We start from the raw sequence: 26635 nt of genomic DNA, 5'->3' as shown, positions 1-26635 counted from the left end.
CCGTGAACAGACGTGATTTTCTCAAGGTGGCGTCCGGCGGGGCGCTGCTGGTGGGGGGATCGTCCGCGAGTTTTGCCGCCGCGCAAAACCGCCCGCCGATCCCCGGCGCGCTGGGGATGTTGTACGACTCCACGCTCTGTGTCGGTTGTCAGGCCTGCGTGACGCGTTGCCAGCAAATTAACACGCCGCAGCGCAACCCTCAGGGCGAGCAAACCTGGTCAAATAACGACAAACTTTCGCCTTATACCAATAACATTATTCAGGTCTGGCACAGCGGCAGCGGGGAGAACAAAGACCAGCTGCGCGACGGTTATGCCTATATCAAAAAGCAGTGCATGCACTGTGTGGATGCCAACTGTGTTTCCGTCTGCCCGGTGCAGGCGCTGAAAAAAGACGCCAAAACCGGCATCGTTCACTACGACGCCAGCGTCTGTACCGGCTGCCGTTACTGCATGGTCGCCTGTCCGTTCGATGTGCCGAAGTATGACTACAACAACCCCTTCGGCGCGCTGCATAAGTGCGAGCTCTGCAACCAGAAAGACGTGGCGCGGCTGGATAACGGCGAGTTACCCGGTTGTGTGGAAGTGTGCCCGGCGGGCGCGGTGATTTTCGGCACGCGTGAAGAACTGCTCGCCGAAGCCAAAAAACGTCTCGCGATGAAACCCGGCTCTGAGTACCGCTACCCGCGCCAGACATTAAACACCAACGACACCTACGTGCATAACGTGCCCAGCTACTACCCGCATCTGTACGGCGAGAAAGAGGGCGGCGGCACGCAGGTGCTGGTGCTGACCGGGGTTCCTTATCAGGAACTGGGGTTGCCGGAGCTGGACGACCTGGCAACCGGCGCACGCTCTGAGCATGTTCAACATACGGTCTACAAAGGCATGATGTTGCCGCTCGCCGTGCTGGTTGGGCTGACCGCACTGGTACGCCGCAATACGCGGGACAACCATGACGGAGGCGATCATGAGTCATGATCCACAAGCGATGGGCGGCAAACTGCTGAGTAAACCGGTGCTGCTGTTCGCCCCGCTGATCGTGCTGTGTGCGATCTTTATCCTCAAGCGTTTGATCTTCGGGCTCGGATCGGTCTCGGATCTGAACGGTGGTTATCCGTGGGGGATCTGGATCGCGTTTGATTTGCTGATCGGCACCGGCTTTGCCTGTGGCGGTTGGGCGCTGGCGTGGGCGGTGTATGTCTTTAACCGGGGCGATTATCACCCGCTGGTGCGCCCGGCGCTGTTGTGCAGCCTGTTCGGTTATTCGCTGGGCGGCTTGTCCATCACCATCGATGTCGGGCGTTACTGGAATCTGCCTTACTTCTATATTCCCGGCCATTTCAACGTCAATTCAGTACTGTTTGAAACCGCGGTCTGTATGACGATTTACATCGGCGTGATGGCGCTAGAGTTTGCCCCGGCGCTGCTGGAAAGGCTCGGCTGGAAGGTTTCGCTGCGCCGTCTCAATAAAGTGATGTTTTTCATCATCGCGCTTGGCGCGCTGCTGCCCACCATGCACCAGTCGTCGATGGGCTCGCTGATGATTGCCGCCGGATATAAGGTTTACCCGCTGTGGCAGAGCTATGAAATGCTGCCGGTTTTCTCGCTGCTGACCGCGTTTATTATGGGCTTCTCGATTGTCATTTTCGAAGGCTCATTAATGCAGGCCAGCCTGCGCGGCAACGGGCCGGATGAAAAACGTCTGTTTAGTAAACTCATCAACATCCTGAGCGTGCTGTTAGCGCTGTTCCTGGTGCTGCGGTTGGGAGAGATCACGTGGCGTGACAAATGGCATTACGCCTTTGCCGGTGATTTTTACAGCCTGATGTTCTGGCTGGAACTGGCGCTGCTGGCCTTGCCGCTGCTGATCCTGCGTGCGCCGCGTCTGCGCCGTGATTCCCGCTTTTTGTTCCTGGGCGCGTTGAGCATGCTGCTCGGCTGTGCGCTGTGGCGGCTCTCTTATTCGCTGTTGGCCTTTAATCCCGGCAACGGCTACCACTACTTCCCGACAGCGGAAGAGTTATTGATTTCCATCGGTTTTGTGGCAATTGAAGTCTGTGCGTACATCTTACTGATACGTCTGTTGCCGATTATTCCTCCGTTAAAAACATCTGCGCGACATGAGGCGAGTAAAGCATGAGTCAACGTATCACCATTGATCCGGTCACCCGTATTGAGGGTCATTTACGCATTGATTGCGAAATTGAAAACGGCGTTGTATCAAAGGCCTGGTCGTCAGGAACCATGTGGCGCGGGATGGAAGAGATTGTCAAAAACCGCGACCCGCGCGACGCATGGATCATCATGCAGCGCATTTGCGGCGTTTGTACAACGATCCACGCCATTGCCTCGGTGCGGGCGGTAGAAAGTGCGCTGGAGGTGAAGGTGCCGCGCAACGCCCAGTACATCCGCAACATCATTCTGGCCGCCCACTCGATTCATGATCATATCGTCCATTTCTATCAGCTTTCGGCGCTCGATTGGGTCGATATCACCAGCGCGCTGAATGCCGATCCGGCGAAAGCCGCCGCGCTGTTACAGGGGCTTTCCGACTGGCCGCTTAACAGTGAAAACGACTTCAAAGCGGTGCAGGAGAAGATCAAAGCGCTGGTCGCCAGCGGCCAACTGGGCATTTTTGCCAACGGCTACTGGGGCCACCCGGCAATGAAACTGCCGCCGGAAGTAAACCTGATTGCCGTCGCGCACTACCTGCAAGCGCTGGAGTGTCAGCGCGACGCTAACCGCATTGTCGCGCTGCTCGGCGGTAAATCGCCGCACATTCAGAACCTGGCGGTGGGCGGGGTTGCCAACCCGATCAATCTTGATGGCATCGAAGTGCTTAACCTTGAACGCCTGATGTATCTCAAGTCGTTTATCGACAAGCTGGAAGGGTTTATCGAGCAGGTTTATAAAGTCGACACGGCGGTGATTGCGGCGTTTTACCCGGAATGGCTCACGCTCGGTAAAGGCGCGGTGAACTACCTGAGCACGCCGGAATTCCCCACCGATGCCAACAACGGCAGCTTCCTGTTTGCTGGTGGCTACATTGAAAATGCCGATCTTGCGACCTACCGTGAAATCAACACCCACACCGATCCTTTCCTGATTAAAGGCATTCAGGAGAGCGCGAAACACGCCTGGTATAAAGACGAGGCGCCGCAGGAGCCGTGGCAGGGCACCACGTTGCCGCAGTACACCGGCTGGCAGGAAGAGGGCAAATACTCCTGGGTTAAATCGCCCACCTTTTACGGCAAAACGGTCGAAGTGGGGCCGCTCGCCAATATGCTCTGCAAGCTGGCAGCGAAACACCCGGCAACGACGGAGAAATTGCACGATATCACCGCCATTTACCAGAAACTCACCGGCAAAACGGTGGCGGTGGAGCAACTGCACTCCACGCTGGGGCGCATTATCGGGCGCACGGTTCATGCCTGCGAGTTACATCAGGTCTTGCAGCAGCAGTATCAGGCATTGATAGACAATATCGGCAAAGGCGATGTGCAAACTATCGCCCATACGGAGATCCCGACCAGCGGCGAGTTTAAAGGTGTCGGCTTCCTTGAAGCGCCGCGCGGCATGCTCTCCCACTGGATCGTTATCAAAGACGGTAAAATCGATAACTACCAGGCGGTAGTGCCGTCAACCTGGAACGCCGGGCCGCGCAACTTCAACGACGACGCCGGGCCATACGAGCTGTCACTGGTGGGAACGCCAATTGCCGATCCGCAAAAACCGCTGGAAGTGGTGCGCACCGTTCACTCGTTCGATCCGTGTATGTCGTGCGCGGTCCACGTGGTGGATGCCGACGGCAACGATGTTGTCGCGGTGAAGGTGCTGTGATGTCGATTTTAGTGTTAGGCGTGGGCAACATTTTGCTCACCGATGAAGCGATAGGCGTGCGGGTGGTGGAAGCGCTTGAGCAGCGTTACCGTCTGCCCGCGCATGTCGAGGTGCTGGACGGCGGCACGGCGGGTATGGAGCTGCTTGAGGCGATGGCTAACCGCGATCATCTGATCATCGCCGATGCGGTGGTCAGCCGCAAAAGCGAGCCGGGTACAGTAATTTGCCTGCGCGATGACGACGTGCCAACGCTGTTCAGCAATAAAATTTCGCCGCACCAGTTGGGGCTATCGGATGTGCTGTCGGCGCTGCGTTTCACCGGCGAGTTTCCGAAAAAACTGACGCTGATTGGCGTTATTCCGTCCTCACTGGAGCCGCATATCGGCATGACACCGGTGGTGGCGGCGAGCCTGGACACTGCGCTTCAGGCCGTGCTGGCGGCGCTGCGTGAATCCGGCGTGGAGCCTGTTTTACGGGAGGCCGAACATGCAGGATGAGGTAATGGGGTTTGACGTTTCGCCGCACCGCGAAGTGCAGGCGGCTTTTATGGCGATAGCCGAGCAGGAGATGCAGAGTCTGCCGTTTATCCATGCAACCATGCCGGTGTATGTCACGCCGTTCACCCGCTTTGAAGAACAGTGGCTGGGCTGCGTGCTGACGCCGTGGATGCTGAGCGTGCAAATCTACCCCGGCCCGCAGCAGTGCTGGCCTCGCCGCCCGATAAGCCAGCGGCTGGGGCTGCGATTGCCTTATGGCGAAATGACCTTTACCGTCGGCGAATTACCCGCATTGGGGCAATACCTGAGCTGCTCGCTGATGTCGCCGCTGGATCGAGGATTGTCTGTTGATGCTGGCATCGCGCTTGCCGATAACTGCCTGAAAATGGCGCTTTCGTTGCCGGTTACCGATGCCGCGCTAAGCCGTCGGGCGTTGCTGCAAGGGCTGCGGGACAAAGCGCATGCATGAGTTATCCCTGTGCCAGAACGCGGTGGAGATCATTGAACAGCAGGCGCGGCAAAACGGCGCGCGGCGCGTGACGGGCGTATGGCTGGAAGTGGGCGCGCTGGCTTGTGTGGAAGAGAGCGCGCTGCGGTTTGGTTTTGATATCGCCTGCCGCGAGACGCTGGCGCAGGGTTGCACATTGCATATCCTGCATAAACCGGCGCAGGCCTGGTGCTGGAACTGTAGCCAGACGGTGAAAACCGAACGGCACGATGAGTGCCCGCTCTGCCACTGCCCGACGCTGCATATTGAGCGCAGTGACGGCGTGCAGATCAAAAGTATCGAAGTGGAGTAAAGCAACGATGTGTATAGGCGTACCGGGGCAGGTGGTGGCCGTTGGCGACGATTTTCATCAACTGGCGCAGGTCGATGTGTGCGGCGTGCGCCGTGACGTCAATATCGCGCTGGTGTGCGAGGATTCACCGCGTGAATTGCTGGGGCAATGGGTGCTGGTGCATGTCGGTTTCGCGATGAGCGTGATTGATGAACACGAAGCGCTGGCAACACTGGACGCGTTGCGCAACATGGAGATCGAAGCGTTTGCCCCTCAGCGCTGAAGCGCGTCGATGTTGGCGTCGGTCACCATTTGCGTGACCTGCGCCAGATTGCCGATTTTCGCTTCGCTGGCGCGATAGAATTTACTCTTATCAATCAACAGCAATGATTGCTGTGCCCGGCGTAACAGCTCGGCTTTGAACACCGCATTGTGGCGGGTGGAATCCCACATATCACCGCGTGCATCCACGCCTTCGCAGGAGAAGATAAACAGATCAATCTCCAGCGATTTCAGAAGACTGGCGAGAGCCGGGTTCACGTAGCAGCGCTCCGTGCGCGCCAGTCGGCCACCCGAGCAGATAAGCTCAATCTGTTCGCGGCGCGCCATCTCCTGACACACCGGCAGGCTGTTGGTTAGCACCGTCAACGGGATATCCGGTAACTGCCGCGCCAGATGAAAACAGGTAGAGCTGGCATCCAGCGCCAGCGTCATCCCGGCTTCTATCCAGTTCAGTGCGTGGCGGGCGATGTCGGCTTTATCCGCATAATGGCTTTTTAGCCGGGTGCGAAACGGCTCCCCGTCATCATGCGACGCTGCGTGCAATGTGCGCGCCAGACCGTGGCGACGCACAATTTTCCCCGCCGTTTGCAGCGCGTTGAGATCGCGGCGAATGGTTTCAATACTGACATTCAGCTGCGCTGCAAGCGCCTGGGTTGTGATGCTGTGCTGGCTGGTGAGAAGCTGCAGAATCGCTTGCTGGCGCGCGTGCTTCATGGCGTTTCTTCATGCCGTGGCGAGAGCGAAATCAGTATTTTGCCGATAGCCGCGCCGTTTTTACCGGTGTGCTTAATGTGATACATCGCGCGATCGGCGCGCATCAGCGCATTAACGAAATCATCCCCGGCTTGCACTTCATCAATGCCTATCGATGCGCCTACCGACGCCTCGCCATTATCCAGCTCGAAGGGGCTGAGAATGGCGCGCAAACAGCTATGCGCCGTGCTGTTAATCAGCAGGCTGTTGAGCGCAAAGGGCAGCAACAGAACAAATTCATCGCCGCCAAGCCGCCCGATGACGGTTCCCTCCGGACAGGCAGCACGCAGGCGCTGGCTTAGCTGGATCAGCAACTCATCGCCGCTGCGGTGGCCAAACGTATCGTTTACCGCTTTGAAATCATCGAGATCGATAAATGCCACACACAGCGGCCCGGCGAGATTGAGTTCAGCGAAGTGTTGCAACAGCGCGTGGCGGTTCGCGAGGCCGGTCAGCGGATCGTGGTTTGCAAGCAGAGCCAGTTGCTCTTCGTACTGCTTCTCTTTGGTCATATCAATGTGCGTGCCGGTCACTTTCAGCGGCGCGCCGCTGGCGTCCCGGTCGGTGACGCGACCGCGATCGAGCACCCAGGTCACGGTGCCATTTTTATGCTGCATGCGGTGCAACGCTTCGTAAAACGGCGTTTTGCCGTGCAAATGGTCATAAAACGCATCCAGCACCTGTTGCCGGTCATCTTCATGCAGGTGTTCGCGCCAGACATCAAAGTGGGCGCTCAGCGCTTTGGGTTGATAGCCAAGCATCGAACCCCAGCGGCGGTTAAAGATAATGAGCTTGCCGCTTGGCACATCCAGTTGCCACAAACAGAGTCCGGTGCCGTCGAGCGCGGCGCTGAGTTTATTGCGCGCATCGCGTGCGATCCGCACCAGCCGGGCGTTGTGCTTCTTCAGATTCTGGATCTGCTGTTTTAACGCGGTTTCAGACATTTGGCGGGCTACGGGTAAATAAAAGGCATTCTTACGAGTTATTTCTGTTATGTAAATATGGTGTGAAAAAAAGAGCAGAAGGTGTGGAGAAAGGCGGGAGAAACCGGGCGGAATGCCGCCCGGTGGGCAAGATCAAGCGTTGCGTTTATCTTCAGTTTGCGTGTCGAAATCGCTGGCGTCGTGGCGCTCGTGCAGTTGCTCACTCGGCTCACCGAAGGTGCGGTTAACCATACGCCCACGTTTCACCGCCGGGCGCTCTGCAATCGCTTTCGCCCAGCGCTGGACATTTTGGTAACTGCCCGCGTCGAGGAATTCCGCCGCGTTGTAGACATTGCCCAGCACCACGTTACCGTACCACGGCCAGATCGCCATATCGGCGATGGTGTACTCATCCCCGGCTACAAATGTGTGCTGTGCCAGTTGCTTATCCAGCACGTCCAGTTGGCGTTTGGCTTCCATGGTAAAGCGGTTGATCGCGTACTCGATCTTCACCGGCGCATAGTTATAGAAGTGACCAAAACCGCCGCCGAGGAAAGGTGCGGAACCTTGCAGCCAGAACAGCCAGTTCAGCGTTTCGGTGCGTTTTGCCGGATCTTTTGGCAGGAAATGGCCGAATTTTTCCGCCAGATAGAGCAGGATCGCGCCGGATTCGAACACCCGCGTCGGCGGTGTAGTACTATGGTCGCGCAGCGCCGGGATTTTGGAGTTCGGGTTAACCTCGACAAAACCGCTGGAGAATTGATCGCCTTCGCCGATGCGAATCAGCCACGCGTCGTACTCTGCGGCACTGACGCCTTTCGCTAGTAACTCTTCCAGCATGATGGTGACTTTCTGGCCGTTCGGCGTACCGAGCGAATAGATCTGTAGCGGGTGTTTGCCGACCGGCAATGTTTTGTCATGCGTTGAGCCGGAAACCGGGCGGTTGATATTGGCAAACGCGCCGCCGCCGGATTTATCCCACGTCCAGACTTTGGGGGGCTGATAGTTGTCTGACATTTTGGCCTGCCTTTTCGTTGATGTGTTGAAGAAGTTAAGCGCCTGCAAAGCAGTGTAGCAGTCGCCTCAGGCGAGAATACGTTGCGCCCAGATGTTGATATCGTCGCCGCTACCGAGATCGGCCTGCACCAGCCCGTTAACCATAAAGGTTGGCGAAACATGGATGCCATTCTGGCGCGCGTATTTGCTGTGCCATTTGATCTCGGTTTGCAGTTCCGGACGAGCAAAAGCCTCTGCCAGTTGCACTCCGCTGTACTGTTCGATGCGTTCAATGATTTGCTGCGGCGTGGTATGCATATTCGGGCCGCTGCAGTGGTCGGTAAATTCAAACTCTTCGCGATGATCGGCAACTGCTTGCAGCACTTTATGCGCGGCATTTTTGCCATCTGCAAGCGTCGATGCCGCGAGGATGCAGCGGATAATCACACCGGAAAACAGATGCCACGGCTGTGATTGCAAACGGATTTTCACCGTGACGTTATCCTCGCCGACCTGATGTAGCAGCGCGTCCAGTTTGTTAAACGCGCGTACAGAAAAAGGGCAAGTAGGTTCGATAAATACCTCGAACGTGCGTGGGCCGTGACCCCAACTGAGCGGGGCGGCATGTAGCGGTTGTTGGCTCATTTTCACTCCTGATATTTTATATTTTTTCGCGTTTCAAAGAGTAGCAGCATGCCGCAGGCAGGGGAAAGGCGCTTTGCTACCGATGCGGTTAAGACGTTTAGCGGTTGCGTTATTTTGCCGATGCGGGCGTTAAAACGTTGCGTGCTGACATGGATATTTGTTTGTTAAAATTTAGTGATAAAAATGGGCGGCGCTTCTTCTTTTAATAATATGCCCTGACTTAACGTATATTTTTTAATATCCAACTGATTTAAGTAAAATTATTGTTTTATTAAATATCGTGTGCTTATTTAATTTTTGTATGTAAATCATCCTGTTTCAGCGCTATTTGTTATTAATCTGTTTCTTTTGCCTGTCGATAATCGTTATGAGGATCTTTTTTTCGGCTCAGGCAGAGTCATTTGGCGGAATATCTGGTCATTGATAGCGGAGATAATGATGCAGGAGATTCAGGCGATTCAGGCAAGCCCGCACCTTGCCACAACAAAAGAAAACACAAACCATAAATCGGCGGCTCATACGGACAATGGCGCGGCAAATAGCGCTTCGCATGATGAGAGCACCAAAGTGACGCTCTCCAGCCGCGCAGAAAAGCACAAACACAGCAACGAGATAAAAGCCGGGCAGCAGGTTCAGGAAAAGAAAAAGGTGGAAAATCATGAAATTGATTATTCACTGGCGATGACCGGTATTCCGCAATTTGGCGGACGACTGGTGACCATCGTTAAATATCCTGACGGCAGAACGGAAATGGTTGATGCGTTTTCGGGTAAAAAAGTGACGCAACAAGAGTTAGCCACCGCGCAGTTACAGAAAGAGAAACGCGTGGCTGAACAACACAAACAGGACGCAAAAGCGGTCGTGCAGCAAGAGCAGATAACGGCGGGCGAATCTGAACCGACGGATATGCAATAAACATCTCCAATAAAACCTGTCTTTTTTCAGGGTTATTAACGTTAGCTGTATTAATCCGGTATCTCTAACTGGATCTTATATTTCGCGGTTGTTATTTCAATATATCTTATATTAGGTTGTCGCTGGCCGGGAAATAGAGTCGCCTCAGTCATCTATTTGGCTTAAGGCAAAAATAACACGATATATTTTCAGCAAAATAATGGCTGAGGATATCGGCTTTTCTGCGTTTTTATTGGGCGTGAATAAAACGCAATATGCCGCCTGATAAACAGGCGGCATATCTCATCAGAACAGAACGGAATAATTCAGGCCAAAAGTACGGCCGCGGCCTTTATAGGTATATAAACCCGCTGCGCCGTAAGTTGGGCTGTATAAACCCGGTGCGCGTTGTCCCCACGCGGTGGTGTAATCTTCGTCCAGCAGGTTTTCAACACTAAAGCTCAACTTACCGACGGGCAGAAGGTAGCTGCCGAGCAGATCAACAGTGTTGTACCCGTCAATATGCTTCCCATCGGCGTCAGAAAGATCAAATGTCTGCGTGCTTTGCAGGCGTAGTGTCCAGTCGCCTGGCGCCCAGTTGACCCACGCGCTCATTTTCGACGGGCTGGCGCTATCCACGGTCAGTTTCTGCCACTTGCCATCGACGCGGGTTTGCGACTTGATGGCGTTAAAGTTTGCGCCGGTGCTCCATTCGCTGTCGCTAAAGAAGTAATCGACCTGGCCTTCCACACCGTAAATACGACGCTGGTCATCTTCAATATTGATGGTCATATCGCTTTTGTTGATGTTGATGGTTTTATCCGAAAGCGAGTAGTACGCGGCGATCTGCGTACGCAGGCTATCGCCGGTGAAGCGCCAGCCCAGCTCGTAGGCATTCACTTTAATGCCGTCCAGCTTCGAATCATTAACGTTGACGCTGTTAACCAGACGGTAGTGGCCATTTTCGAGCTTGTAGGTGCCGGAACCGTAATATTTCGCCAGGTCCGGGATTTCAAAGCCTTGCGAGAAGTTAAACCACACCTGCTGGCGTTCGCTCAGATGACCGAGGATGCCGGCGTTGAACAGCAGATTGTTGTAATCCGTTTTGCCGCCTGGCACCGCGTCTGCCGAGGTCGCCTTGCCGGTGGCGATGGCTTGCTGCTGCGCGTAGCCCACAAAGTCGTCGACTCTGTTTTCCGTGTACTGGTAGCGCACGCCGCCGCTCAGGGTGATGGCCGCAATGTCATAGCTGCTTTGCAGGAACGGCGCGAGGTTCGTGATGCTGTAGCCGGGATAGCGCCCGACGTTATAAGCGTTATCCAGTTTCATCCCGCCGCTGGCGGCGGCGTTGCTGAGATTGAAAAACTGTTGGTTGGCATCGAACGTTTCATGTTCGGCGTCCACACCCCAGGTCAATGTCAGATCTTCCAGCGGTTTGCTGTTAAGGGTGAGTTTGCCGCCGTAGAAATCGGTTTTTTGCTGCGATGCGCCAATGCTGGTCACCGAGCCGCCGGAAAGCGTCGGGAAGGGATAATAGGTCAGGCTTTCGTCACGGTAGTAAATCTGCGCCAGTAAATCCTGGCCCCAGAAATCGCTGTTGGCGTATTGCAGGTTAATTAAGTGGCGTTCGGTGCCGGGGATGCGGTCGGAATCAAGATTACTTTTGTTGTAAGCGTCGCCGGAACCGCGCACCGCCGAGAAGTTTTCGCCAAGGAAAAGGCCGTGCTTACCGTCAGACTGGCTTTTGTAATACTGCGTTGTGAGCTGCAACTGCTGATGATCGTCGATATTCAGCGTGCCGGTACCCATTACATCCAGGCGGTCTGAGTATTGCAAACCGGTTTGCGTGTTATCAATGATCACTTCATTGCCTTTGCCGTCGTACCAGCCGCCATAGCGCTGGTACGCCACCGAGAGGCGACCTGAAGCGTTATCGTTACCGCCGCTGACCGCAGCCGCGATGTTCTCGTCGTGATCGTTATGGCTGTTAAAACCGCTTTTCGTGCCGGTCTGGAACTCAACCTCGGTTTCCGGCTGGCCTTTTTTGGTGACAATATTGATTAAACCGCCGGTACTGCCGCCGCCGTACAGCGATGTCGCGCCGGAGATAACTTCGATGCGCGCAATGTTAAACGGATCAATAGCATCGAGCTGGCGGCTATCGCTGCGGGACGAGTTCAGACGTACACCATCTACCATCACCATCATTGAACGGCCGCGCAAATTCATGCCGTAATTGGTGCGTCCCTGGCTGCTGACGTCCATGCCGGGAATTAACTGCGCCAGTACCTCTTTTAACTCTTTTCCACCCTGAACCTGCTGCTCAATTTCAGCCTGTTCAATGACCCAGGTGGTTTGCGCCATATCCGTAACGCTGTGGTTTGCGCGGCTGGCGGCAACCACCAGCGTCTCTTCTTTTTGACCTTCCGCCGAGGCGTGAGCGGAAAACATCATCAATAAACAAGGATTTAATGCCCAAAGATAACGAGATTTCATTGTTATGGTGATCCTGATTTAACAGAAGTACGGCGGCGCTGATCCTCCCGGGCCGCAAGCAATATAGCTATTTGTTGATAGCGATTATCAAGATGATATGAATTATCGTTACCATGTAAACGCTTTATGTAAAAAAATATTGGATTAACCCGGTGATTTCCATGATATTTTTAGGGTTTTTGACCGGGGATCTGAACAGGGAAAGGGCGAGGAGGGCACCGGGTTCGATAATAATACCGCCCGGTATAATAAGCTTGCGGCTATTTATTGGTTGAAGCGTTAACGGTAAATGAAAAGGTATTTTAGCGTGGTTTAGCGCTTCGTTTTGTTATGTTTTTCTTTAAAATCCGCAATCGCCTGATTGATGTTATCTGTTTCGATAGCGTCCACTTTTTCGCCTTCGAAAAAGATTTCATAGTGGCCAGAAACATATTTAAAGGTAAATATCTTACCCTGATAACGCACGCGCTTTTCTTTTACAGACAATCCCCTGCTGCGCATAGCCACTTTTGCCATTGTATCTATCTTTTTATTTTTCATAATAATTTGTCTTACCTGTGCAGGTTGTTTTGCGATGTTTGGTATTAAACCCACTCAATCTGATGTTAATTTGTTATTCACGGAAAAGATAGCCACGGTTGTCTGATTCGCTGGATTGATAATATATGAAACATTTAACCTGATGTTAAGGTTGCCTTAATCTTTGGAGTATCTCGCCATTGTGGGCTGGTGGATTAATTCATTTTTTAATTTTTGATGATATTTAATTTCAAACTCATTCTTCTGATAATAGTTTTGATTCTCATTTCATTTCCACTGCGATTAAAATCCAGCCCGGCTCGTATGTGCTGACTGTTACACATAATTTAAAAGGAATGATGATGAAGAACCGCTTTTTGCCGCTCTGTTCACTTGCACTGGTCATCTCTTCAGTTTTTGCTGCTCCTGCGGCGCTCGCCGCCGATAACGATGACGGTATCGTGGTCTATAACGCGCAGCACGAAAACCTGACAAAATCCTGGGTCGACGAATTCACCAAAGAAACCGGCATCAAAGTCACGTTGCGTAACGGCGGCGACACGGAGCTGGGTAATCAACTGGTGCAGGAAGGCAACGTTTCGCCAGCGGATGTGTTTCTGACGGAAAACTCCCCGGCGATGACGCTGGTCGACAACGCCGGGCTTTTTGCGCCGCTCAATGCGGATACGCTGAAACAAGTTCCGGCTCAGTTCCGCCCGGCGCATGGCCGCTGGATTGGTATTGCCGCGCGCAGCACCGTTTTTGTCTATAACCCGACGAAACTTTCTGCTTCGCAGTTACCTGCATCGATCATGGATTTAGCCAAACCGGAATGGAAAGGCCGCTGGGCGGCGTCGCCTTCAGGCGCTGATTTCCAGGCCATTGTCAGCGCGATGCTGACACTGAAAGGCGAAAAAGCCACGCTGGACTGGCTGAAAGCGATGAAAACTAACTTTGTGCCTTACAAAGGCAACAGCACGGTGATGAAAGCGGTCAATGCCGGACAAATCGACGGCGGCGTGATTTATCACTACTACTACTTTGTCGATCAGGCGAAAACCGGCGAGAACAGCAAAAACACTCAGCTTCACTACTTTAAACATCAGGATCCGGGCGCGTTCGTCAGCGTCTCTGGCGGCGGCGTTTTAGCGTCCAGCAAACACCAGAAACAGGCGCAGGCGTTTATCAAATGGATAACCGGCAAGCAGGGCCAGGAGATGTTGCGTACCAATACGGCGTTTGAATACGCAGTAGGAGAAGGCGCGGCTTCCAATGAAAAACTGGTTCCGCTGGCGCAATTAGACGCACCGAAAGTGGAACCCTCTGCGCTTAACAGCAAAAAAGTCAGCGAGTTAATGACCGAAGCCGGTCTGTTGTAATCACGCAGGAAAGAGTGCCTGATGTCCAGTTTAAGTCTCCCGGCGGCTAGCAATGCGGTCAGTCATGCCGCCCGGCACCGCCCTTCGCGGGTGCTGGTGGTATTTGCCCTTTTTGTCGCGGCACTGGCCTTACTGCCCGTTGGTTTTGTCATCGGTGTCGGTATTGATACCGGCTGGGCGACGGTGCGGGCGCTCATTTTTCGCCCGCGTGTGGGTGAGTTGCTCGTCAACACCTTCTGGCTTATTGCACTTGCGGTACCCGCCAGCGTCGCGCTTGGCACGTCGCTGGCGTGGCTCACCGAACGGACGTCGCTGCCTGGCCGGCGCATATGGGCCGTGCTGGCGGTTGCGCCACTGGCGATCCCGGCGTTTGTACAAAGCTATGCCTGGGTGAGCGTTTTGCCTGGGTTTAATGGATTACCTGCGGCGGTGTTTATCGCCGTGCTGGCCTATTTTCCGTTTATTTATATGCCGGTCGCGGCGGTATTGCGCCGCCTCGATCCCAGCCTTGAGGATGTTGCGGCATCGCTTGGCACTCCGCCGTGGCGGATCTTTTTTCGCGTGATCTTACCCCAGCTCCGGCTGGCGCTTTGTGGCGGTGCGCTGCTGGTGGCGCTGCACTTACTGGCGGAATATGGCCTGTTTGTAATGATCCGCTTCGATACCTTCACCACCGCGATTTACGATCAGTTCCAGTCAACGTTCAGCGGCCCGGCCGCCAATATGCTCGCCGGTGTGCTGGCGCTCTGCTGCCTGGCGTTGCTGCTGTTGGAGACGGCGGCGCGTGGCAAAGCGCGCTATGCGCGAGTGGGCTCAGGTTCAGCGCGTAAGCAGCAGCGCCGCGCGCTTGGGCGCTGGAGCTGCGGGTTGGGGTTATTGCTGGCGGCATGTACGGTGGCGCTGTCATTCGGTACGCCGATTGCGGTGCTTGGCCGCTGGTTGTGGCTCGGTGGGTTCGATAACTGGCACCGCGCGGATCTCTGGCTTTCACTGCGCCAGACTCTTTTTCTGGCCGTTTGCGGGGCGCTGATCACCACCGCGTTCGCCATTCCGACGGCGTGGCTCTCGGTCCGCCATCCGCGCCGCGTATTCCGCTTGCTTGAAGGCTGTAATTACATCACCAGCGCATTGCCGGGTATTGTGGTGGCGCTGGCGTTGGTTACCGTGACCATTCATTACGCGCGCCCGATTTATCAGACTGAAGTGACGCTGTTTCTCGCCTGGCTGTTGATGTTTATGCCCAGAGCGTTAATCAACTTACGCGCCGGGATTGCGCAAGCGCCGGTCGAGCTTGAGCAGGTGGCGCAAAGCCTTGGCACCTCGCCTGGCAGAGCGCTGGTGAGCGTCACGCTGCGGCTGGCTGCACCGGGCGCCTCTACCGCTGCGGCATTAGTCTTTCTGGGCGTGAGCACCGAACTGACCGCCACGCTGCTGCTTTCCCCGCTCGGCACGCGCACGCTGGCGACAGGGTTCTGGGCGCTGACCAGCGAGATCGACTACGTGGCGGCTGCGCCTTATGCGTTGCTGATGATTTTGATCTCCTTGCCGTTGACCGGCCTGCTGTATAAGCAATCACAAAAACTTTCGGGTCTTTAAGATGTTAGAACTGGCAACAATTTCGAAAAGCTTTGCCGCCGCGCGCGTGTTGGATGATGTCAATCTGGTGATCCCTGCGGGTAGTCGCACGGCGATTGTCGGCCCGTCCGGGTCGGGAAAAACCACGTTACTGCGTTTGATCGCCGGGTTTGAAATGCCGGACAGCGGGCGTATTGAGTTGCAAGGAAAAACCTTGTTTGGCGATGGTCAGTTTGTCCCGGCCCACCAACGCAACATTGGCTTTGTACCGCAAGAAGGCGCGCTGTTTCCGCACCTTCGCGTCGGCGAAAATATTGCCTGGGGGCTTAAAGGTTCGCGCCATGAGAAGCAACGCCGTGTTGACGAGTTAATGGCGATGGTGTCGCTGGACAGCAAGCTGGCGGCACGCTGGCCGCATGAGATCTCTGGTGGGCAGCAGCAACGTGTGGCGCTGGCCAGAGCGCTGGCGCAGAAACCGGCGCTGATGTTGCTCGACGAACCGTTTTCGGCGCTGGACACTGGCCTGCGCGCCGCCACGCGTAAAGCCATGGCGGATTTGCTGACTGAAGCCGGCGTTGCATCCATTCTGGTTACTCACGATCAGAAAGAAGCACTCTCCTTCGCCAGCCAGATTGTGGTGATCCGCCACGGTCGCTTTGCGCAGGTGGGATCGCCGTTCGCGGTCTATTCGCAACCGGTTGATGAGGAGACGGCGCTGTTTTTGGGCGATGCACTGATTTTATCTGCCGATGTGGCGCAAGGGCGTGCGCACTGCCTGCTTGGTGATGTGGTGGTGGATAACCCCGCGCTTTCTGGCGTTCATCGCATCATGTTGCGCCCGGAGCAGGTGAGTGTGGTGCCGTGCGATGAGCATCAAACCTACCCGCAGGCACAAATTATCGATATGGATTTTGCCGGATACCTTTCGTCATTGACGCTGCTGTTTTCGCAAACCGGCGAACGCCTGACATTACAAGCCATCACCCGCCCGGATTGGCGACCCGGCATGAAAGTGAATCTGCAGGTTAACGGTAGCGCCCGCGTATTCCCCCGCTGAATGTGATGCCCGGTTAACGCCGGGTTTGTTTATCAATTGTCATATTCTTGAGACCGATCTCAAAACGATGTTTTCACATGTGTAAAACTTCGTTTCGTTTTGTATCGACATAAAAATAAAAGCCTTTGTTGACCCGTAATGCCTGATGGCGTTCACTCTTGGCCACATTTTCCAGAAACAGAAACGCGCGATTACACCGGTGCAGCCTGCCGGGAGAACCTGTTTCAGGAGAATGATCCATGCAATACCCTCTGGGACTTAGTGTGCTGTTTTGTTGCCTGCCTGCGATGGCGAATGCGGCAACGATACTTGAAGGCGCGGTTTTCGCCGACGCGCCGCTGGCGGGTGCATCGGTGACGGTGACCGACAGTTCAGGCAAGCGCCTTACCACCAAAACGCGCAGCGATGGACGCTATTCGCTGGCGGTTGATGCCCTCACACCACCGTTAACCCTTTCCACCACTCAGAGCACGGGCGGCGCTGAGTCGTGTTTGCGAAGCGATGAGCCGCGTGCGCGCTGTATGGCCTCGCTGCTGATTACGCTGCAAAAAGAGCGCCGCAATACCGCTAATATCACCCCCTTTACCGACAGGCTGGTCTCCGAAGTGGCCGGTCAGTTGGGCTATATCGGCCCGCAGCAATGGGTTGAGCGCGGTGATAACAGCAAGCTGAATGCTGGTTTGCTGACCGAACCACTGGCTAACTTTCGTCAAGGTATGGCCGACGCGTTGCGTTTATCTGGCCTGAATGCGCAAACTGCCGATCCGGTGCAGACGCCGATTCGCACCGGCAACGGTATGGCGCGGATTTTGTCGGTGATTAACCACAATCGTAACTATGACAACAACAGCGGCGAGGCGGGCGCGGCAGTGCTGACCGACAGCGCCTTTCGTCCGATTGTCGGTTTACAGAACAGCGGGCCGTGGGAACCGTTAGATTTGCCGCGTGCGCTGCGCGATCGGCAGGCTATCAGCAGCGCGAAAACGCGGATTTTGCTGGTCAGCGACTCCACCGCCGCCACCTATGAAGTCGCCCGTTTACCGCGCATGGGCTGGGGGCAAGTTTTCCAGCACGCTTTTCGCGCTGATAGCGGTGTCGTGGTGCTTAATGGCGCGCGTTCCGGGCGCTCCAGCCGCGATTTCTACAATGAAGGCTGGTACCAGCAAATGGCGCGCGATTTGCGCCCCGGCGACTATGTCTTTATCGCCCACGGTCATAACGATCAAAACTGCGATAGCGATAAAGCGGTGCGCGGTGCGGCTGATGTGAAAAACCTCTGCACCTATCCCAATGATGCCAGCGGCAATCCGCAGTTTCCGCCGGGGGAACCATTGTTGTCGTTCCAGCACTCGCTGGAGCGCTATATCACGCTGGCGCGTGCAGCGGGCGCGACGCCGGTGCTGTTGACCCCGACCACGCGGGTAAAAAACCGCGCCGGGAAAACAGCCTTTCAGCAGGGCGTCGACGATGTGGTGGTCAGCAGCCATTACACGGTGAAAAAGCCGGGTTACCGCTTTGCCGGAAACTACATCGACACCATCAAACAGACCGCCCAACGCAACCACGTGCCGCTTATTGATCTGGAAAAAGCGACCATCGATTTCGCCAATGCGCACGCCAGTGACTGGATGGATTACTGGCTGGCTGTGGATGTGAACGACCCGCGCTACCCCTGGTATAAAACGCAAACTTCCGGGATTCGCAGCAATCCTGATACCACCCATTTCCAGCAACAAGGTGCAGAAGCTATCGCATCGATGGTAGCTGATCTAATCCGAACGACCCCTGAATTGAGCTCGCTTGCCGACACATTAAAACCCTAAGGAGAGACCGATGAAAACACTGCACTGTTCACTGCACTATTCCGCGCTGTTGCTGACTTGTATCAGCGTTTCCGCTCAGGCGAGCGAGTGGAACGCCATTGTCTCCACCGCGCCGCAAGCCGGTGAGTTCGCCACCATCAGCCAGGCGCTGGCCGCCGCGCCTGACAGCGGCACGCCGTGGCGGATCCTGGTCAAAGAGGGGCGCTGGAACGAACGGCTGGTGATTGAAAAACCGGTCACGCTGGTGGGGCAATCCAAAGAGCAAACGCAGATTGAGGCAAATACGCCCGCCGGTGCATTAGGCAGTGACGGGCAGAAGCTCGGCACCGGGCGTACCAGCACGGTGGAAGTGCGCGCATCGGGCGTGACTATTGAGAACCTGACCATTCGCAATAGCTTTGACTTCCCGGCCAATGCCGCGCTGCCGGATGGCGATGCGAAGAAACTGAAAGACACGCAGGCGGTGGCGCTGATGGTGTCGGAAAATGTCGATAAAGCGCGTTTCCGCCATGTCCGGCTCGAAGGTTACCAGGACACCTTTTACAGCAAGAGCGGGAGCCGCAGCTATTTCACCGAATGTGAAGTGAGCGGGCACGTTGATTTTATCTTTGGCCCCGGCATTGCGGTGTTTGACCGCTGCGAGATTATCGCCCGTAACCGCAATGATATTGCCCCGCCGTATGGCTATATCACCGCCCCGGCGACGCAGGCGGATGAGAAGTTTGGCTTGTTGATCATCAACAGCAAGCTCAGCAAAGAAGCGGGTGTTCCGGCGAAAAGCTTCGCGCTGGGTCGCCCGTGGCATCCGACAACACAATTCAGCGACGGGCGCTATGCCGATCCGAACGCCATTGGCCTGGCGGCGTTTATCAACTGCGAAATCGACGACCATATTTACGGCTGGGATAAAATGTCCGGCAAAGATAAAGCCGGGGAGAAAATCTGGTTTTATCCGGAGGACAGCCGTTTTTATGAGTTTGATAACCGTGGTCCGGGCGCCGGGCAGGGCGGTACGAAATACCAGTTAAGCAAGGCGGACGCCGCGCAATATAATCTGGCGGCGATTTTCAGCGGCTGGGATAAAGCGTTGCTGGAGTGAAGGATTATGCCCCCGTGAGCGGGGGCAATTTATCAGGATCAGTTGCCGTATTTCACGTTAAACCCGAGCGTATCGCCAACGGTAGTGTATTCACGGAAATTGAAAATCAGCGGTTTCCATTTGCCTGAATCAACAATGCCATTTTCATTTAACAGCGTGTTTTCAACCCATAAGTTCACGATATCCAGCTCAGCCAACATAAAACGGCCTTTATCGCTGGTAGAGACTAAGCGGCATTCCGCCTGGATTGGGCACTCGGCAACGCGCGGCGGCGCGACATCGACAGAGGCTTCTGTGTGTAACCCGGCTTTGGCGAATTTATCGTGGCAAATTTCAACCCCCCACTTGGTCTGGTTTTCCGACAGGCTATCGCCGCCGGTAAGTTTGCCGATTTGCTCCACTTTTTCCCAAAGCGTGTGATCGGGAATATTGATCACGGCGTCTGAACCGGCCAATAAATTATTGTAGGTTTTACCGCCTTTGCTGATGCCAATAATCAGTTTCTCGCCCAGAGAAATAGAGGAGGATGCCGCTGAAATATTTGTGTTGCCATCTTTATCTTGCGTGGTGATTAAAAAAACGGGAAAGCCATAATAAAAAGAATTGAGTTTTGATTTGTTTTTCATTGCGCGTTGATTCCTGCTTATAAATAATTATCTGTCATTTTTCCCCCGTCATGGTGTATTTATCAATAACCCTTTCTGAGTAACAAAATTCAGCGAAAATAACCCCTAAAAAAAGTAGTCCACAAATTATAAAACAGGTATATCATATGCAACAAATTCTTTTCCCCCTCCCGGCAAACCTGCTTTGCTGAGACACAAAGAGGATGAAACATGCAACGAATTGCGATACCCGCGAACTATGTCCACACCCGCTCAACGCCGTTCTGGACCAAAGAAACCGCTCCGGCGTCCATCTGGAAACGCCATCTCGACGCCGGAACACGCCAGGGTGTCTACCCGCGTTTGAGTGTGCTGCAAGGGGCGATCCGCTATTACGGTTACGCCGATGAAACCAGCCCGCAACCGGTAGAGACATTAACGATTAATGCCGGTGAATTTGGCGTTTTCCCGCCGGAAAAATGGCACAACATTGAAGTATTAAGCGACGATACGATATTTAGCGTCGATTTCTATGTTGACCCGAAAATTTTGATTGAAGGCTGAGGTAATTCTGATGACAACTGAAAACAAAGGTTATTCTTTAGCAGTTTCTAACCGTGCGAACAATGAAACGCAGGAAAAGATCTATCTCAAGCCAATGTCGTTATATGTCCCTGATGTTGCAGTACAGGCGGTATCGGAGCTGATTGCTGGCCTTGCGGGCGCGAAAGATAATTCCAGTGAGTTTATCCTGACGGTGACCAACAATAATAACGGGGTTTCAGTGGATAAAGAGTTTTCCAGTCTTAATGAGCTGAAAGATCCGCTTAATGCCGCAGACGCGGTGAAAGAGTTGATTAATATCGTTCGCGGCTATGAATCGGACGAAGAAACTAACGTGTGTGGCTGGTAATCGAAGCGGCCTCAGGAGGTATTATGGCGCATCAAATTCCTGTTCATTTCCGTCATACCCGCTCAACGCCTTTCTGGACGAAAGAGACGGTTCCACAGGCGCTGCTCACCCATCACAACACCAAAAAAGGGGTCTATGGTCGTTTGTCGGTGATGCAGGGGGCCGTGAAATATTTTGGTTTTGCCAGTGAGCATGACACCACGCCGGAAGTGGAAGTGGTGATTGAAGCCGGGCATTTTGGCATTAGCCCGCCGCAATACTGGCACCATATTGAACTGTTAACCGATGACACCTACTTCAATATCGATTTCTTTGCCGACCCCAACGAAGCGCTGGAAGGGAAGGGGATTGGCCAGGTTGTGAATACCCATCGCAGCTAAACAGTTCACGCCCGCTTTACGGCGGGCGTTTTTAAAAGTTCTCAATAAACCGTTTTACGGCGGGTGAACGCTCGAACTTGCGCCACGCCAGCGCTACATCCGTTTTTAATGTCTGTTCCGGCATCCGGTGAAATGTCACTTGCGGGTGGCTGAAACAGGCCATGGATTGCGGAACGATGGCGAAGCCGAAACCGGCGGCCACCATGCTCAGCGAAGAGGAGAACTGCGACGCTTGTTGCTGGTTTTCCATATCAATACCCGCGCGCAGGCAAGCGTTGAAAACCAGTTCATACAGCCCCGGCGCGACCTGCTGAGGGAAGATAATCAGCGGTGTTTGCTGCAATTCGTTAAGCGAGATATCTGCTTTCGCGGCAAGCGGATGCGAGCGGTGTAACGCCAGTACCATCGGCTCTTCGTCGATCAATTTCAGGTTGAACATTTTGCTGTTTTCACACGGCAGGCGCACAAAGGCCACGTCAATCAGCCCCTCTTCCAGCTCCTGCATCAGCGTCGCCATATTGTCCTCTTTTTGATACAGCGCCACCTGCGGATAGCTTTGCTGAAACTGGCGAAGCGCGGAAAAAATTTGCGTGTGAAACGCATTGGAGCTGGTCACGCCAAGGTACAATTTTCCATTAATCCCCCGCGCAATCCCTTTCGCTTTTTCCATTGCCGCATCGCTCAACGCGATGATTTGGCAGGCATCTTCATAAAACGCTTCACCCGCTTCGGTGAGCTCAACACCGCGAGTTTGCCGGTAAAAAAGCGGCGTACCCACTTCTTGCTCAAGACGGCGAATTTGCTGGCTTAACGGCGGTTGCGACATGCCCAGCATTTCTGCGGCACGGGTGAAATGTTGCGTCTGCGCAACGGCGACGAAATAGCGTAGATAACGGAGTTCCATATTAAAAACATCTCAAACCCTGATGCTTTGTATATTGGAATCTCTCGCTGAAACGAGTCAATAATTTATCAGCTTTTCTAAACGACTGCTCAGCGAGGTAAAGGATAATGAGTCATGTAACCGGTTGTTCTTGCGAGGAAAGTCTTCGGGAAACATTTCGTGCCTTTTCAGAAACGCGCCCAGAATGTGTGATATATCAAACATCGCTAATGAGTGCGTTATTAAGCGGTGTTTACGAAGGAAATACCACGATTGAGGATTTACTCAATCACGGCGACTTTGGGCTCGGCACATTTAACGAACTGGATGGCGAATTAATTGCGTTCAACAGTGAGGTTTACCAGTTGCGTGCTGACGGTAGCGCACGGGAAGCCAGCCGACAGCAAAAAACACCTTTCGCGGTAATGACCTGGTTTAAACCAGAGCATGAATTTCACCTGGATAAACCGGTCAGTCGCCAGCAACTGCACGACATTATCGATAAGACGATCCCCTCCGATAATGTCTTTTGCGCCTTGCGTATTGATGGTCATTTTCGCCATGCGCACACCCGCACCGTTCCGCGCCAGACGCCACCTTATCGCGCCATGACTGACGTGCTTGACGATCAACCCGTGTTTCGTTTCAACGGGCGTGATGGCGTGCTGGTTGGGTTCCGCACACCGCAGCATATGCAGGGGATTAACGTGGCGGGCTACCACGAGCACTTTATTACGGATGACCGTCATGGCGGCGGACATTTGCTGGATTACCAGCTCGAAAGCGGCACGCTGACGTTTGGCGAAATCCACCATTTGCTGATTGACCTGCCTGCGGATAAGGCGTTTCTCAACGCCGATTTACACCCGGACAACCTGGACGCTGCCATTCGTTCCGTCGAGAACTGATAAACATTTAAAGGAGTAAATGATGAGTAAAGAGAGCCGTACACACCAGTGGGCGCATGGCGCCGATATGGTGGTGGCACAACTGGAAGCGCAGGGCGTGAAACATGTGTTTGGCATTCCCGGTGCCAAAATCGACAAAGTGTTTGATTCGCTTATTGATTCAACCATTCAAACTATTCCGGTGCGCCACGAAGCGAACGCGGCATTTATGGCGGCGGCAGTCGGGCGTATCACCGGTAAAGCTGGCGTCGCGCTGGTCACGTCCGGTCCCGGCTGTTCTAACTTGATTACCGGTATGGCGACCGCCAACAGCGAAGGCGACCCGGTGGTGGCGCTGGGCGGCGCGGTGAAACGGGCGGATAAAGCCAAGCTGGTGCACCAGAGCATGGACACGGTGGCGATGTTCAACCCCGTCACGAAATACGCAGTAGAGATAACCTCCTCCGACGCGATTGCCGAAGTGGTCTCCAATGCATTTCGCGCCGCCGAGCAGGGTCGGCCGGGCAGCGCCTTTGTCAGTCTGCCTCAGGATATTGCCGACCAACCGGCGAGCGGCACTATCTTGCCCGCCAGCGGTGTTCCGCAGTTAGGTGCCGCACCGGATGCGGCGATTGACGAGGTGGCGAAACTTATCGCTCAGGCGCAAAACCCGGTGTTTTTACTCGGGCTGATGGCAAGCCGTGAGGAAAATATTTCGGCGCTGCATCAGTTGCTGGAAAAAAGCCATATTCCGGTCACCAGCACGTATCAGGCGGCGGGCGCGGTTAATCAGCAGCATTTCACCCGCTTTGCCGGACGCGTGGGGTTATTTAATAACCAGGCCGGAGATCGGCTGCTGCACCTGGCAGATTTAGTTATCTGTATTGGTTACAGCCCGGTGGAATATGAACCATCGATGTGGAACACCGGTGACGCGAAACTGGTCCATATCGACGTGCTTCCCGCTTATGAAGAACGTAATTACGTGCCGGATTGCGAACTGGTTGGCGACATTGCCAGCACACTCGACAAACTGGCCGCGAAAATCGAAAAACCGCTGATCCTCACGCCGCGCGCCTCAGAGATCCTGATTGAGCGCCGCAACCAGCGGGAACTGCTCAGTCGTAAGGGTGCACAGCTCTGCCAGTTCGCTATTCATCCGCTGCGCATTGTGCGGGCGATGCAGGACATCGTGAATAACGACGTCACGCTGACCGTCGATATGGGCAGTTTTCATATCTGGATTGCCCGCTATCTCTATAGCTTCCGCGCCCGCCAGGTGATGATTTCCAACGGTCAGCAAACCATGGGCGTTGCGTTGCCGTGGGCGATTGGTGCCTGGCTGGTCAACCCTGGCCGCAAAGTGGTGTCGGTTTCCGGCGATGGCGGTTTTTTGCAATCAAGCATGGAGCTGGAAACCGCTGTGCGCCTCGGGGCAAATGTGTTGCATATCATCTGGGTCGATAACGCCTACAACATGGTGGCCATTCAGGAAGAGAAAAAATACCAGCGCCTTTCCGGCGTTAATTTTGGCCCGGTCGATTTTAAAGCCTATGCCGAAGCGTTTGGCGCTAAAGGGTTCGCGGTCGAAAGCACGGCAGAACTGGAACCCACGCTGCGTGCGGCAATGGATACGGACGGCCCGGCGGTGGTCGCCATCCCGGTTGATTACAGTGATAACCCTCTGCTGATGGGCCAGCTCAACCTTAACCAGATTCTTTGAAAACCAAGGAGATATGATGAAAAAAGTTGCATTCGTGACCGGTGCGGGTCAGGGCATTGGTAAAGCCATTGCGTTGCGTCTGGCGAAAGATGGCTTTGCCGTCGCTGTTGCCGATTACAACGCCGCAACGGCAAAAGCGGTAGCTGACGAAATTAATAACAACAATGGCAGCGCGATTGCGGTGACGGTGGATGTTTCTGACCGCGACAAAGTGTTTGCGGCGGTAGAGGAGGCCAGAACCAAACTGAACGGGTTTGACGTGATTGTGAATAACGCCGGTGTTGCGCCTTCGACGCCGATTGAGTCCATCACGCCGGAAGTGGTGGATAAGGTTTATAACATCAACGTAAAAGGCGTGATTTGGGGTATCCAGGCGGCGGTAAAAGCCTTCAAAGCGGAAAAACACGGCGGCAAAATTATCAACGCCTGTTCACAAGCCGGGCATGTCGGCAACCCGGAACTGGCCGTGTACAGTTCCAGCAAGTTCGCCGTACGGGGACTCACGCAAACCGCCGCGCGGGATCTCGCGCCGCTTGGTATTACCGTTAATGGCTACTGCCCGGGGATTGTGAAAACACCGATGTGGGCGGAGATTGACCGTCAGGTCTCGGAAGCGGCCGGTAAACCGTTGGGGTATGGCACGGAGCAGTTTGCTAAACGCATTACGCTTGGGCGTCTTTCGGAACCAGAAGACGTTGCCGCCTGCGTCTCTTACCTTGCAGGGCCGGATTCCGACTATATGACCGGCCAATCATTGCTGATCGATGGTGGGATGGTCTTTAACTAATTTTTATGGCTCGGACACAGCCTTGCCCTTGCGAAAACGCAGGGGCCTTTTTGTTGATGAAAGCCATTCTCATCTCCACACCGTTGTGTTAAGTTGCATATAAAATATATGTTATGGTGGGGAGAGTCCGATGGCCGACAGTGATAAAGCAGGGCATACCTTTTTGGCGAGCCTCGGGAAAACGCGTTTGCGCCCCGGCGGGGTGGAAGCGACCGAATGGTTGTTTAGCCAGGTACCGCTAAATGAGCAGAGCCGGGTGCTGGAAGTCGCCTGCAATATGGGCACCACCTCGATTGAACTGGTGCAGCGTTTTGGCTGTACGGTCGATGCCATCGACATGGATAAAAATGCGCTCGCGCAGGCGCGACAGAATGTGATTTCTGCCGGTCTCGACAGCAACATTTATCTTAGTGAAGCCAATGCGAATAAGCTGCCGTTCGACGATAACACTTTTGATGTGGTGATTAACGAAGCGATGCTGACCATGTATGTGGACAAAGCGAAAGCGAAGCTAATCAGCGAATATTACCGCGTACTGAAACCCGGCGGCCGTTTACTGACGCACGACATTATGTTTATGCGCAGCGGGCTGGCGACAGATAACCAGTCAAAACTGGAGCAGGTGGTGAAATCGAATGTCAGCCCGATGACAGAAGCAGCGTGGAGAACATTGTTTATCGACAATGGCTTTGCCGCGGTAGAAACGCGCCACGGGGCAATGTCGCTGATGTCGCCCGTTGGGCTGATCCGTGATGAAGGTTTCGCGCGTGCGTTGCGCATTGTTTTTAATGGCTTGCGCACCCGTGATAACCGGACGCGTTTTCTCGGCATGTTCCGCTTTTTCCGCGCAAATCGCCGCCAGTTAAACTACATTGCCTGCTGTTCGCGCAAGGCGTAA

The 26635-nt window shown here is 54.4% G+C and carries 28 protein-coding genes; 20 read left to right on the top strand and 8 right to left on the bottom strand.

Going from position 1 to position 26635, the window contains the following annotated elements; translation table 11 throughout:
• Positions 1–2: 2 nt before the first annotated feature.
• From hybA to hybG, 7 genes are read left to right on the top strand one after another with little or no spacing between them, the layout of a single operon-like run.
• Positions 3–980: a hydrogenase 2 operon protein HybA gene (gene hybA, locus M8Q36_RS02375; protein ID WP_249879921.1), complete on the top strand. Its 978-nt coding sequence runs from the start codon at positions 3–5 to the stop codon at positions 978–980.
• The gene (hybB, locus tag M8Q36_RS02370; protein ID WP_249879920.1) at positions 970–2142 is read left to right on the top strand and encodes a Ni/Fe-hydrogenase cytochrome b subunit; all 1173 of its coding nucleotides are present in this window, start codon (positions 970–972) and stop codon (positions 2140–2142) included. The genes hybA and hybB overlap by 11 nt, the downstream gene beginning before the upstream one ends.
• Complete coding sequence (hybC, locus tag M8Q36_RS02365; RefSeq protein ID WP_045512141.1) at positions 2139–3842, top strand: hydrogenase 2 large subunit; 1704 nt, start codon at positions 2139–2141, stop codon at positions 3840–3842. Before hybB ends, hybC begins: the two co-directional genes overlap by 4 nt.
• Positions 3842–4339, top strand: a complete 498-nt coding sequence (locus M8Q36_RS02360) for a HyaD/HybD family hydrogenase maturation endopeptidase (RefSeq protein WP_249879919.1) — start codon at positions 3842–3844, stop codon at positions 4337–4339. The genes hybC and M8Q36_RS02360 overlap by 1 nt, the downstream gene beginning before the upstream one ends.
• Complete coding sequence (hybE, locus tag M8Q36_RS02355; RefSeq protein ID WP_249879918.1) at positions 4329–4808, top strand: hydrogenase-2 assembly chaperone; 480 nt, start codon at positions 4329–4331, stop codon at positions 4806–4808. Before M8Q36_RS02360 ends, hybE begins: the two co-directional genes overlap by 11 nt.
• Positions 4801–5139 (top strand): hydrogenase maturation nickel metallochaperone HypA, encoded by a 339-nt coding sequence (hypA, locus tag M8Q36_RS02350; protein ID WP_249879917.1) that lies wholly within the window; start codon positions 4801–4803, stop codon positions 5137–5139. The genes hybE and hypA overlap by 8 nt, the downstream gene beginning before the upstream one ends.
• A gap of 7 nt (positions 5140–5146) precedes the next feature.
• A complete protein-coding gene (gene hybG, locus M8Q36_RS02345) occupies positions 5147–5401 on the top strand; it encodes a hydrogenase maturation factor HybG (protein ID WP_249879916.1) in 255 nt (84 codons plus the stop codon).
• On the opposite strand, the gene fucR is transcribed toward hybG, so the two are convergent.
• The 4 genes from fucR to M8Q36_RS02325 form a co-directional block, all read right to left on the bottom strand.
• Positions 5392–6114 carry an L-fucose operon activator gene (gene fucR / locus M8Q36_RS02340; protein WP_249879915.1) on the bottom strand — a complete coding sequence of 241 codons (723 nt, stop codon included), beginning with the start codon at positions 6112–6114 and terminating at the stop codon, positions 5392–5394. The two genes, hybG and fucR, sit on opposite strands and share 10 nt — an antisense overlap.
• A complete protein-coding gene (locus M8Q36_RS02335) occupies positions 6111–7097 on the bottom strand; it encodes a sensor domain-containing diguanylate cyclase (RefSeq protein ID WP_249879914.1) in 987 nt (328 codons plus the stop codon). The genes fucR and M8Q36_RS02335 overlap by 4 nt, the downstream gene beginning before the upstream one ends.
• Before the next feature lie 132 nt (positions 7098–7229).
• Entirely contained in the window at positions 7230–8093 is an 864-nt protein-coding gene (gene yghU / locus M8Q36_RS02330; RefSeq protein ID WP_249879913.1) for a glutathione-dependent disulfide-bond oxidoreductase, read from the bottom strand.
• Between the two features lie 66 nt (positions 8094–8159).
• On the bottom strand, positions 8160–8717 hold the full coding sequence (locus M8Q36_RS02325) for a DsbA family protein (protein WP_249879912.1): 558 nt from the start codon (positions 8715–8717) through the stop codon (positions 8160–8162).
• A 435-nt stretch (positions 8718–9152) separates the two neighbouring features.
• Here M8Q36_RS02325 and M8Q36_RS02320 point away from each other — a divergent pair, with 435 nt between their 5' ends.
• Positions 9153–9632 (top strand): hypothetical protein, encoded by a 480-nt coding sequence (locus M8Q36_RS02320; protein WP_249879911.1) that lies wholly within the window; start codon positions 9153–9155, stop codon positions 9630–9632.
• 285 nt (positions 9633–9917) lie between these two features.
• Here M8Q36_RS02320 and M8Q36_RS02315 read toward each other — a convergent pair whose 3' ends face one another.
• Both M8Q36_RS02315 and M8Q36_RS02310 read right to left on the bottom strand, forming a co-directional pair.
• A complete protein-coding gene (locus tag M8Q36_RS02315; RefSeq protein ID WP_249879910.1) occupies positions 9918–12107 on the bottom strand; it encodes a TonB-dependent siderophore receptor in 2190 nt (729 codons plus the stop codon).
• Between the two features lie 312 nt (positions 12108–12419).
• On the bottom strand, positions 12420–12647 hold the full coding sequence (locus M8Q36_RS02310; protein WP_020455240.1) for a hypothetical protein: 228 nt from the start codon (positions 12645–12647) through the stop codon (positions 12420–12422).
• Positions 12648–12988: 341 nt separating this feature from the next.
• Between M8Q36_RS02310 and M8Q36_RS02305 the strand changes: the two genes are divergently transcribed.
• The 5 genes from M8Q36_RS02305 (at position 12989) to M8Q36_RS02285 (ending at position 19559) form a co-directional block, all read left to right on the top strand.
• The gene (locus tag M8Q36_RS02305) at positions 12989–14005 is read left to right on the top strand and encodes an iron ABC transporter substrate-binding protein (RefSeq protein WP_249879909.1); all 1017 of its coding nucleotides are present in this window, start codon (positions 12989–12991) and stop codon (positions 14003–14005) included.
• 21 nt (positions 14006–14026) lie between these two features.
• Positions 14027–15601, top strand: a complete 1575-nt coding sequence (locus tag M8Q36_RS02300) for an ABC transporter permease (RefSeq protein WP_249879908.1) — start codon at positions 14027–14029, stop codon at positions 15599–15601.
• 1 nt (position 15602) lies between these two features.
• A complete protein-coding gene (locus M8Q36_RS02295) occupies positions 15603–16637 on the top strand; it encodes an ABC transporter ATP-binding protein (RefSeq protein ID WP_249879907.1) in 1035 nt (344 codons plus the stop codon).
• Between the two features lie 239 nt (positions 16638–16876).
• Positions 16877–18460: a GDSL-type esterase/lipase family protein gene (locus tag M8Q36_RS02290; protein ID WP_249879906.1), complete on the top strand. Its 1584-nt coding sequence runs from the start codon at positions 16877–16879 to the stop codon at positions 18458–18460.
• 10 nt (positions 18461–18470) lie between these two features.
• Positions 18471–19559, top strand: a complete 1089-nt coding sequence (locus tag M8Q36_RS02285; RefSeq protein ID WP_249879905.1) for a pectinesterase family protein — start codon at positions 18471–18473, stop codon at positions 19557–19559.
• 38 nt (positions 19560–19597) lie between these two features.
• On the opposite strand, the gene M8Q36_RS02280 is transcribed toward M8Q36_RS02285, so the two are convergent.
• Complete coding sequence (locus tag M8Q36_RS02280) at positions 19598–20185, bottom strand: flavin reductase family protein (protein ID WP_249879904.1); 588 nt, start codon at positions 20183–20185, stop codon at positions 19598–19600.
• Positions 20186–20395: 210 nt separating this feature from the next.
• Here M8Q36_RS02280 and M8Q36_RS02275 point away from each other — a divergent pair, with 210 nt between their 5' ends.
• Genes M8Q36_RS02275 through M8Q36_RS02265 form a run of 3 tightly spaced genes read left to right on the top strand, consistent with a single transcriptional unit; the run spans position 20396 to position 21457 of the window.
• Complete coding sequence (locus tag M8Q36_RS02275; protein WP_249879903.1) at positions 20396–20728, top strand: TehB family protein; 333 nt, start codon at positions 20396–20398, stop codon at positions 20726–20728.
• Positions 20729–20738: 10 nt separating this feature from the next.
• Entirely contained in the window at positions 20739–21077 is a 339-nt protein-coding gene (locus M8Q36_RS02270) for a DUF1869 domain-containing protein (protein WP_249879902.1), read from the top strand.
• A 23-nt stretch (positions 21078–21100) separates the two neighbouring features.
• Positions 21101–21457 carry a TehB family protein gene (locus tag M8Q36_RS02265; protein WP_020455230.1) on the top strand — a complete coding sequence of 119 codons (357 nt, stop codon included), beginning with the start codon at positions 21101–21103 and terminating at the stop codon, positions 21455–21457.
• 31 nt (positions 21458–21488) lie between these two features.
• On the opposite strand, the gene M8Q36_RS02260 is transcribed toward M8Q36_RS02265, so the two are convergent.
• Entirely contained in the window at positions 21489–22361 is an 873-nt protein-coding gene (locus M8Q36_RS02260) for a LysR family transcriptional regulator (RefSeq protein ID WP_249879901.1), read from the bottom strand.
• A gap of 107 nt (positions 22362–22468) precedes the next feature.
• On the opposite strand from M8Q36_RS02260, the gene budA reads away from it, so the two are divergent.
• The 4 genes from budA (at position 22469) to M8Q36_RS02240 (ending at position 26635) form a co-directional block, all read left to right on the top strand.
• Entirely contained in the window at positions 22469–23248 is a 780-nt protein-coding gene (gene budA / locus M8Q36_RS02255) for an acetolactate decarboxylase (RefSeq protein ID WP_249879900.1), read from the top strand.
• A gap of 22 nt (positions 23249–23270) precedes the next feature.
• The gene (alsS, locus tag M8Q36_RS02250; RefSeq protein ID WP_249882712.1) at positions 23271–24950 is read left to right on the top strand and encodes an acetolactate synthase AlsS; all 1680 of its coding nucleotides are present in this window, start codon (positions 23271–23273) and stop codon (positions 24948–24950) included.
• 16 nt (positions 24951–24966) lie between these two features.
• Complete coding sequence (locus tag M8Q36_RS02245) at positions 24967–25737, top strand: (S)-acetoin forming diacetyl reductase (protein WP_200552231.1); 771 nt, start codon at positions 24967–24969, stop codon at positions 25735–25737.
• Between the two features lie 130 nt (positions 25738–25867).
• A complete protein-coding gene (locus M8Q36_RS02240; protein ID WP_249879899.1) occupies positions 25868–26635 on the top strand; it encodes a class I SAM-dependent methyltransferase in 768 nt (255 codons plus the stop codon).

It is taken from the genome of Kosakonia sp. R1.Fl (assembly GCF_023516815.1).
GTDB lineage: Bacteria > Pseudomonadota > Gammaproteobacteria > Enterobacterales > Enterobacteriaceae > Kosakonia.
Note: the sequence above shows the minus strand (reverse complement) of the source record. Positions and strands in the feature narration are given on the sequence as shown.

Coding starts and splice junctions, on each gene's coding strand:
- M8Q36_RS02335 (WP_249879914.1), bottom strand. CDS start 7,097: ATGTCTGAAACCGCGTTAAAACAGCAGATCCAGAATCTGAAGAAGCAC.
- hybB (WP_249879920.1), top strand. CDS start 970: ATGAGTCATGATCCACAAGCGATGGGCGGCAAACTGCTGAGTAAACCG.
- M8Q36_RS02265 (WP_020455230.1), top strand. CDS start 21,101: ATGGCGCATCAAATTCCTGTTCATTTCCGTCATACCCGCTCAACGCCT.
- M8Q36_RS02320 (WP_249879911.1), top strand. CDS start 9,153: ATGATGCAGGAGATTCAGGCGATTCAGGCAAGCCCGCACCTTGCCACA.
- M8Q36_RS02290 (WP_249879906.1), top strand. CDS start 16,877: ATGCAATACCCTCTGGGACTTAGTGTGCTGTTTTGTTGCCTGCCTGCG.
- M8Q36_RS02270 (WP_249879902.1), top strand. CDS start 20,739: ATGACAACTGAAAACAAAGGTTATTCTTTAGCAGTTTCTAACCGTGCG.
- M8Q36_RS02285 (WP_249879905.1), top strand. CDS start 18,471: ATGAAAACACTGCACTGTTCACTGCACTATTCCGCGCTGTTGCTGACT.
- budA (WP_249879900.1), top strand. CDS start 22,469: ATGAGTCATGTAACCGGTTGTTCTTGCGAGGAAAGTCTTCGGGAAACA.
- hybE (WP_249879918.1), top strand. CDS start 4,329: ATGCAGGATGAGGTAATGGGGTTTGACGTTTCGCCGCACCGCGAAGTG.
- fucR (WP_249879915.1), bottom strand. CDS start 6,114: ATGAAGCACGCGCGCCAGCAAGCGATTCTGCAGCTTCTCACCAGCCAG.
- hybC (WP_045512141.1), top strand. CDS start 2,139: ATGAGTCAACGTATCACCATTGATCCGGTCACCCGTATTGAGGGTCAT.
- alsS (WP_249882712.1), top strand. CDS start 23,271: ATGAGTAAAGAGAGCCGTACACACCAGTGGGCGCATGGCGCCGATATG.
- M8Q36_RS02360 (WP_249879919.1), top strand. CDS start 3,842: ATGTCGATTTTAGTGTTAGGCGTGGGCAACATTTTGCTCACCGATGAA.
- M8Q36_RS02245 (WP_200552231.1), top strand. CDS start 24,967: ATGAAAAAAGTTGCATTCGTGACCGGTGCGGGTCAGGGCATTGGTAAA.
- yghU (WP_249879913.1), bottom strand. CDS start 8,093: ATGTCAGACAACTATCAGCCCCCCAAAGTCTGGACGTGGGATAAATCC.
- hypA (WP_249879917.1), top strand. CDS start 4,801: ATGCATGAGTTATCCCTGTGCCAGAACGCGGTGGAGATCATTGAACAG.
- M8Q36_RS02300 (WP_249879908.1), top strand. CDS start 14,027: ATGTCCAGTTTAAGTCTCCCGGCGGCTAGCAATGCGGTCAGTCATGCC.
- M8Q36_RS02315 (WP_249879910.1), bottom strand. CDS start 12,107: ATGAAATCTCGTTATCTTTGGGCATTAAATCCTTGTTTATTGATGATG.
- M8Q36_RS02240 (WP_249879899.1), top strand. CDS start 25,868: ATGGCCGACAGTGATAAAGCAGGGCATACCTTTTTGGCGAGCCTCGGG.
- M8Q36_RS02325 (WP_249879912.1), bottom strand. CDS start 8,717: ATGAGCCAACAACCGCTACATGCCGCCCCGCTCAGTTGGGGTCACGGC.
- M8Q36_RS02260 (WP_249879901.1), bottom strand. CDS start 22,361: ATGGAACTCCGTTATCTACGCTATTTCGTCGCCGTTGCGCAGACGCAA.
- M8Q36_RS02310 (WP_020455240.1), bottom strand. CDS start 12,647: ATGAAAAATAAAAAGATAGATACAATGGCAAAAGTGGCTATGCGCAGC.
- M8Q36_RS02275 (WP_249879903.1), top strand. CDS start 20,396: ATGCAACGAATTGCGATACCCGCGAACTATGTCCACACCCGCTCAACG.
- M8Q36_RS02280 (WP_249879904.1), bottom strand. CDS start 20,185: ATGAAAAACAAATCAAAACTCAATTCTTTTTATTATGGCTTTCCCGTT.
- M8Q36_RS02305 (WP_249879909.1), top strand. CDS start 12,989: ATGAAGAACCGCTTTTTGCCGCTCTGTTCACTTGCACTGGTCATCTCT.
- M8Q36_RS02295 (WP_249879907.1), top strand. CDS start 15,603: ATGTTAGAACTGGCAACAATTTCGAAAAGCTTTGCCGCCGCGCGCGTG.
- hybG (WP_249879916.1), top strand. CDS start 5,147: ATGTGTATAGGCGTACCGGGGCAGGTGGTGGCCGTTGGCGACGATTTT.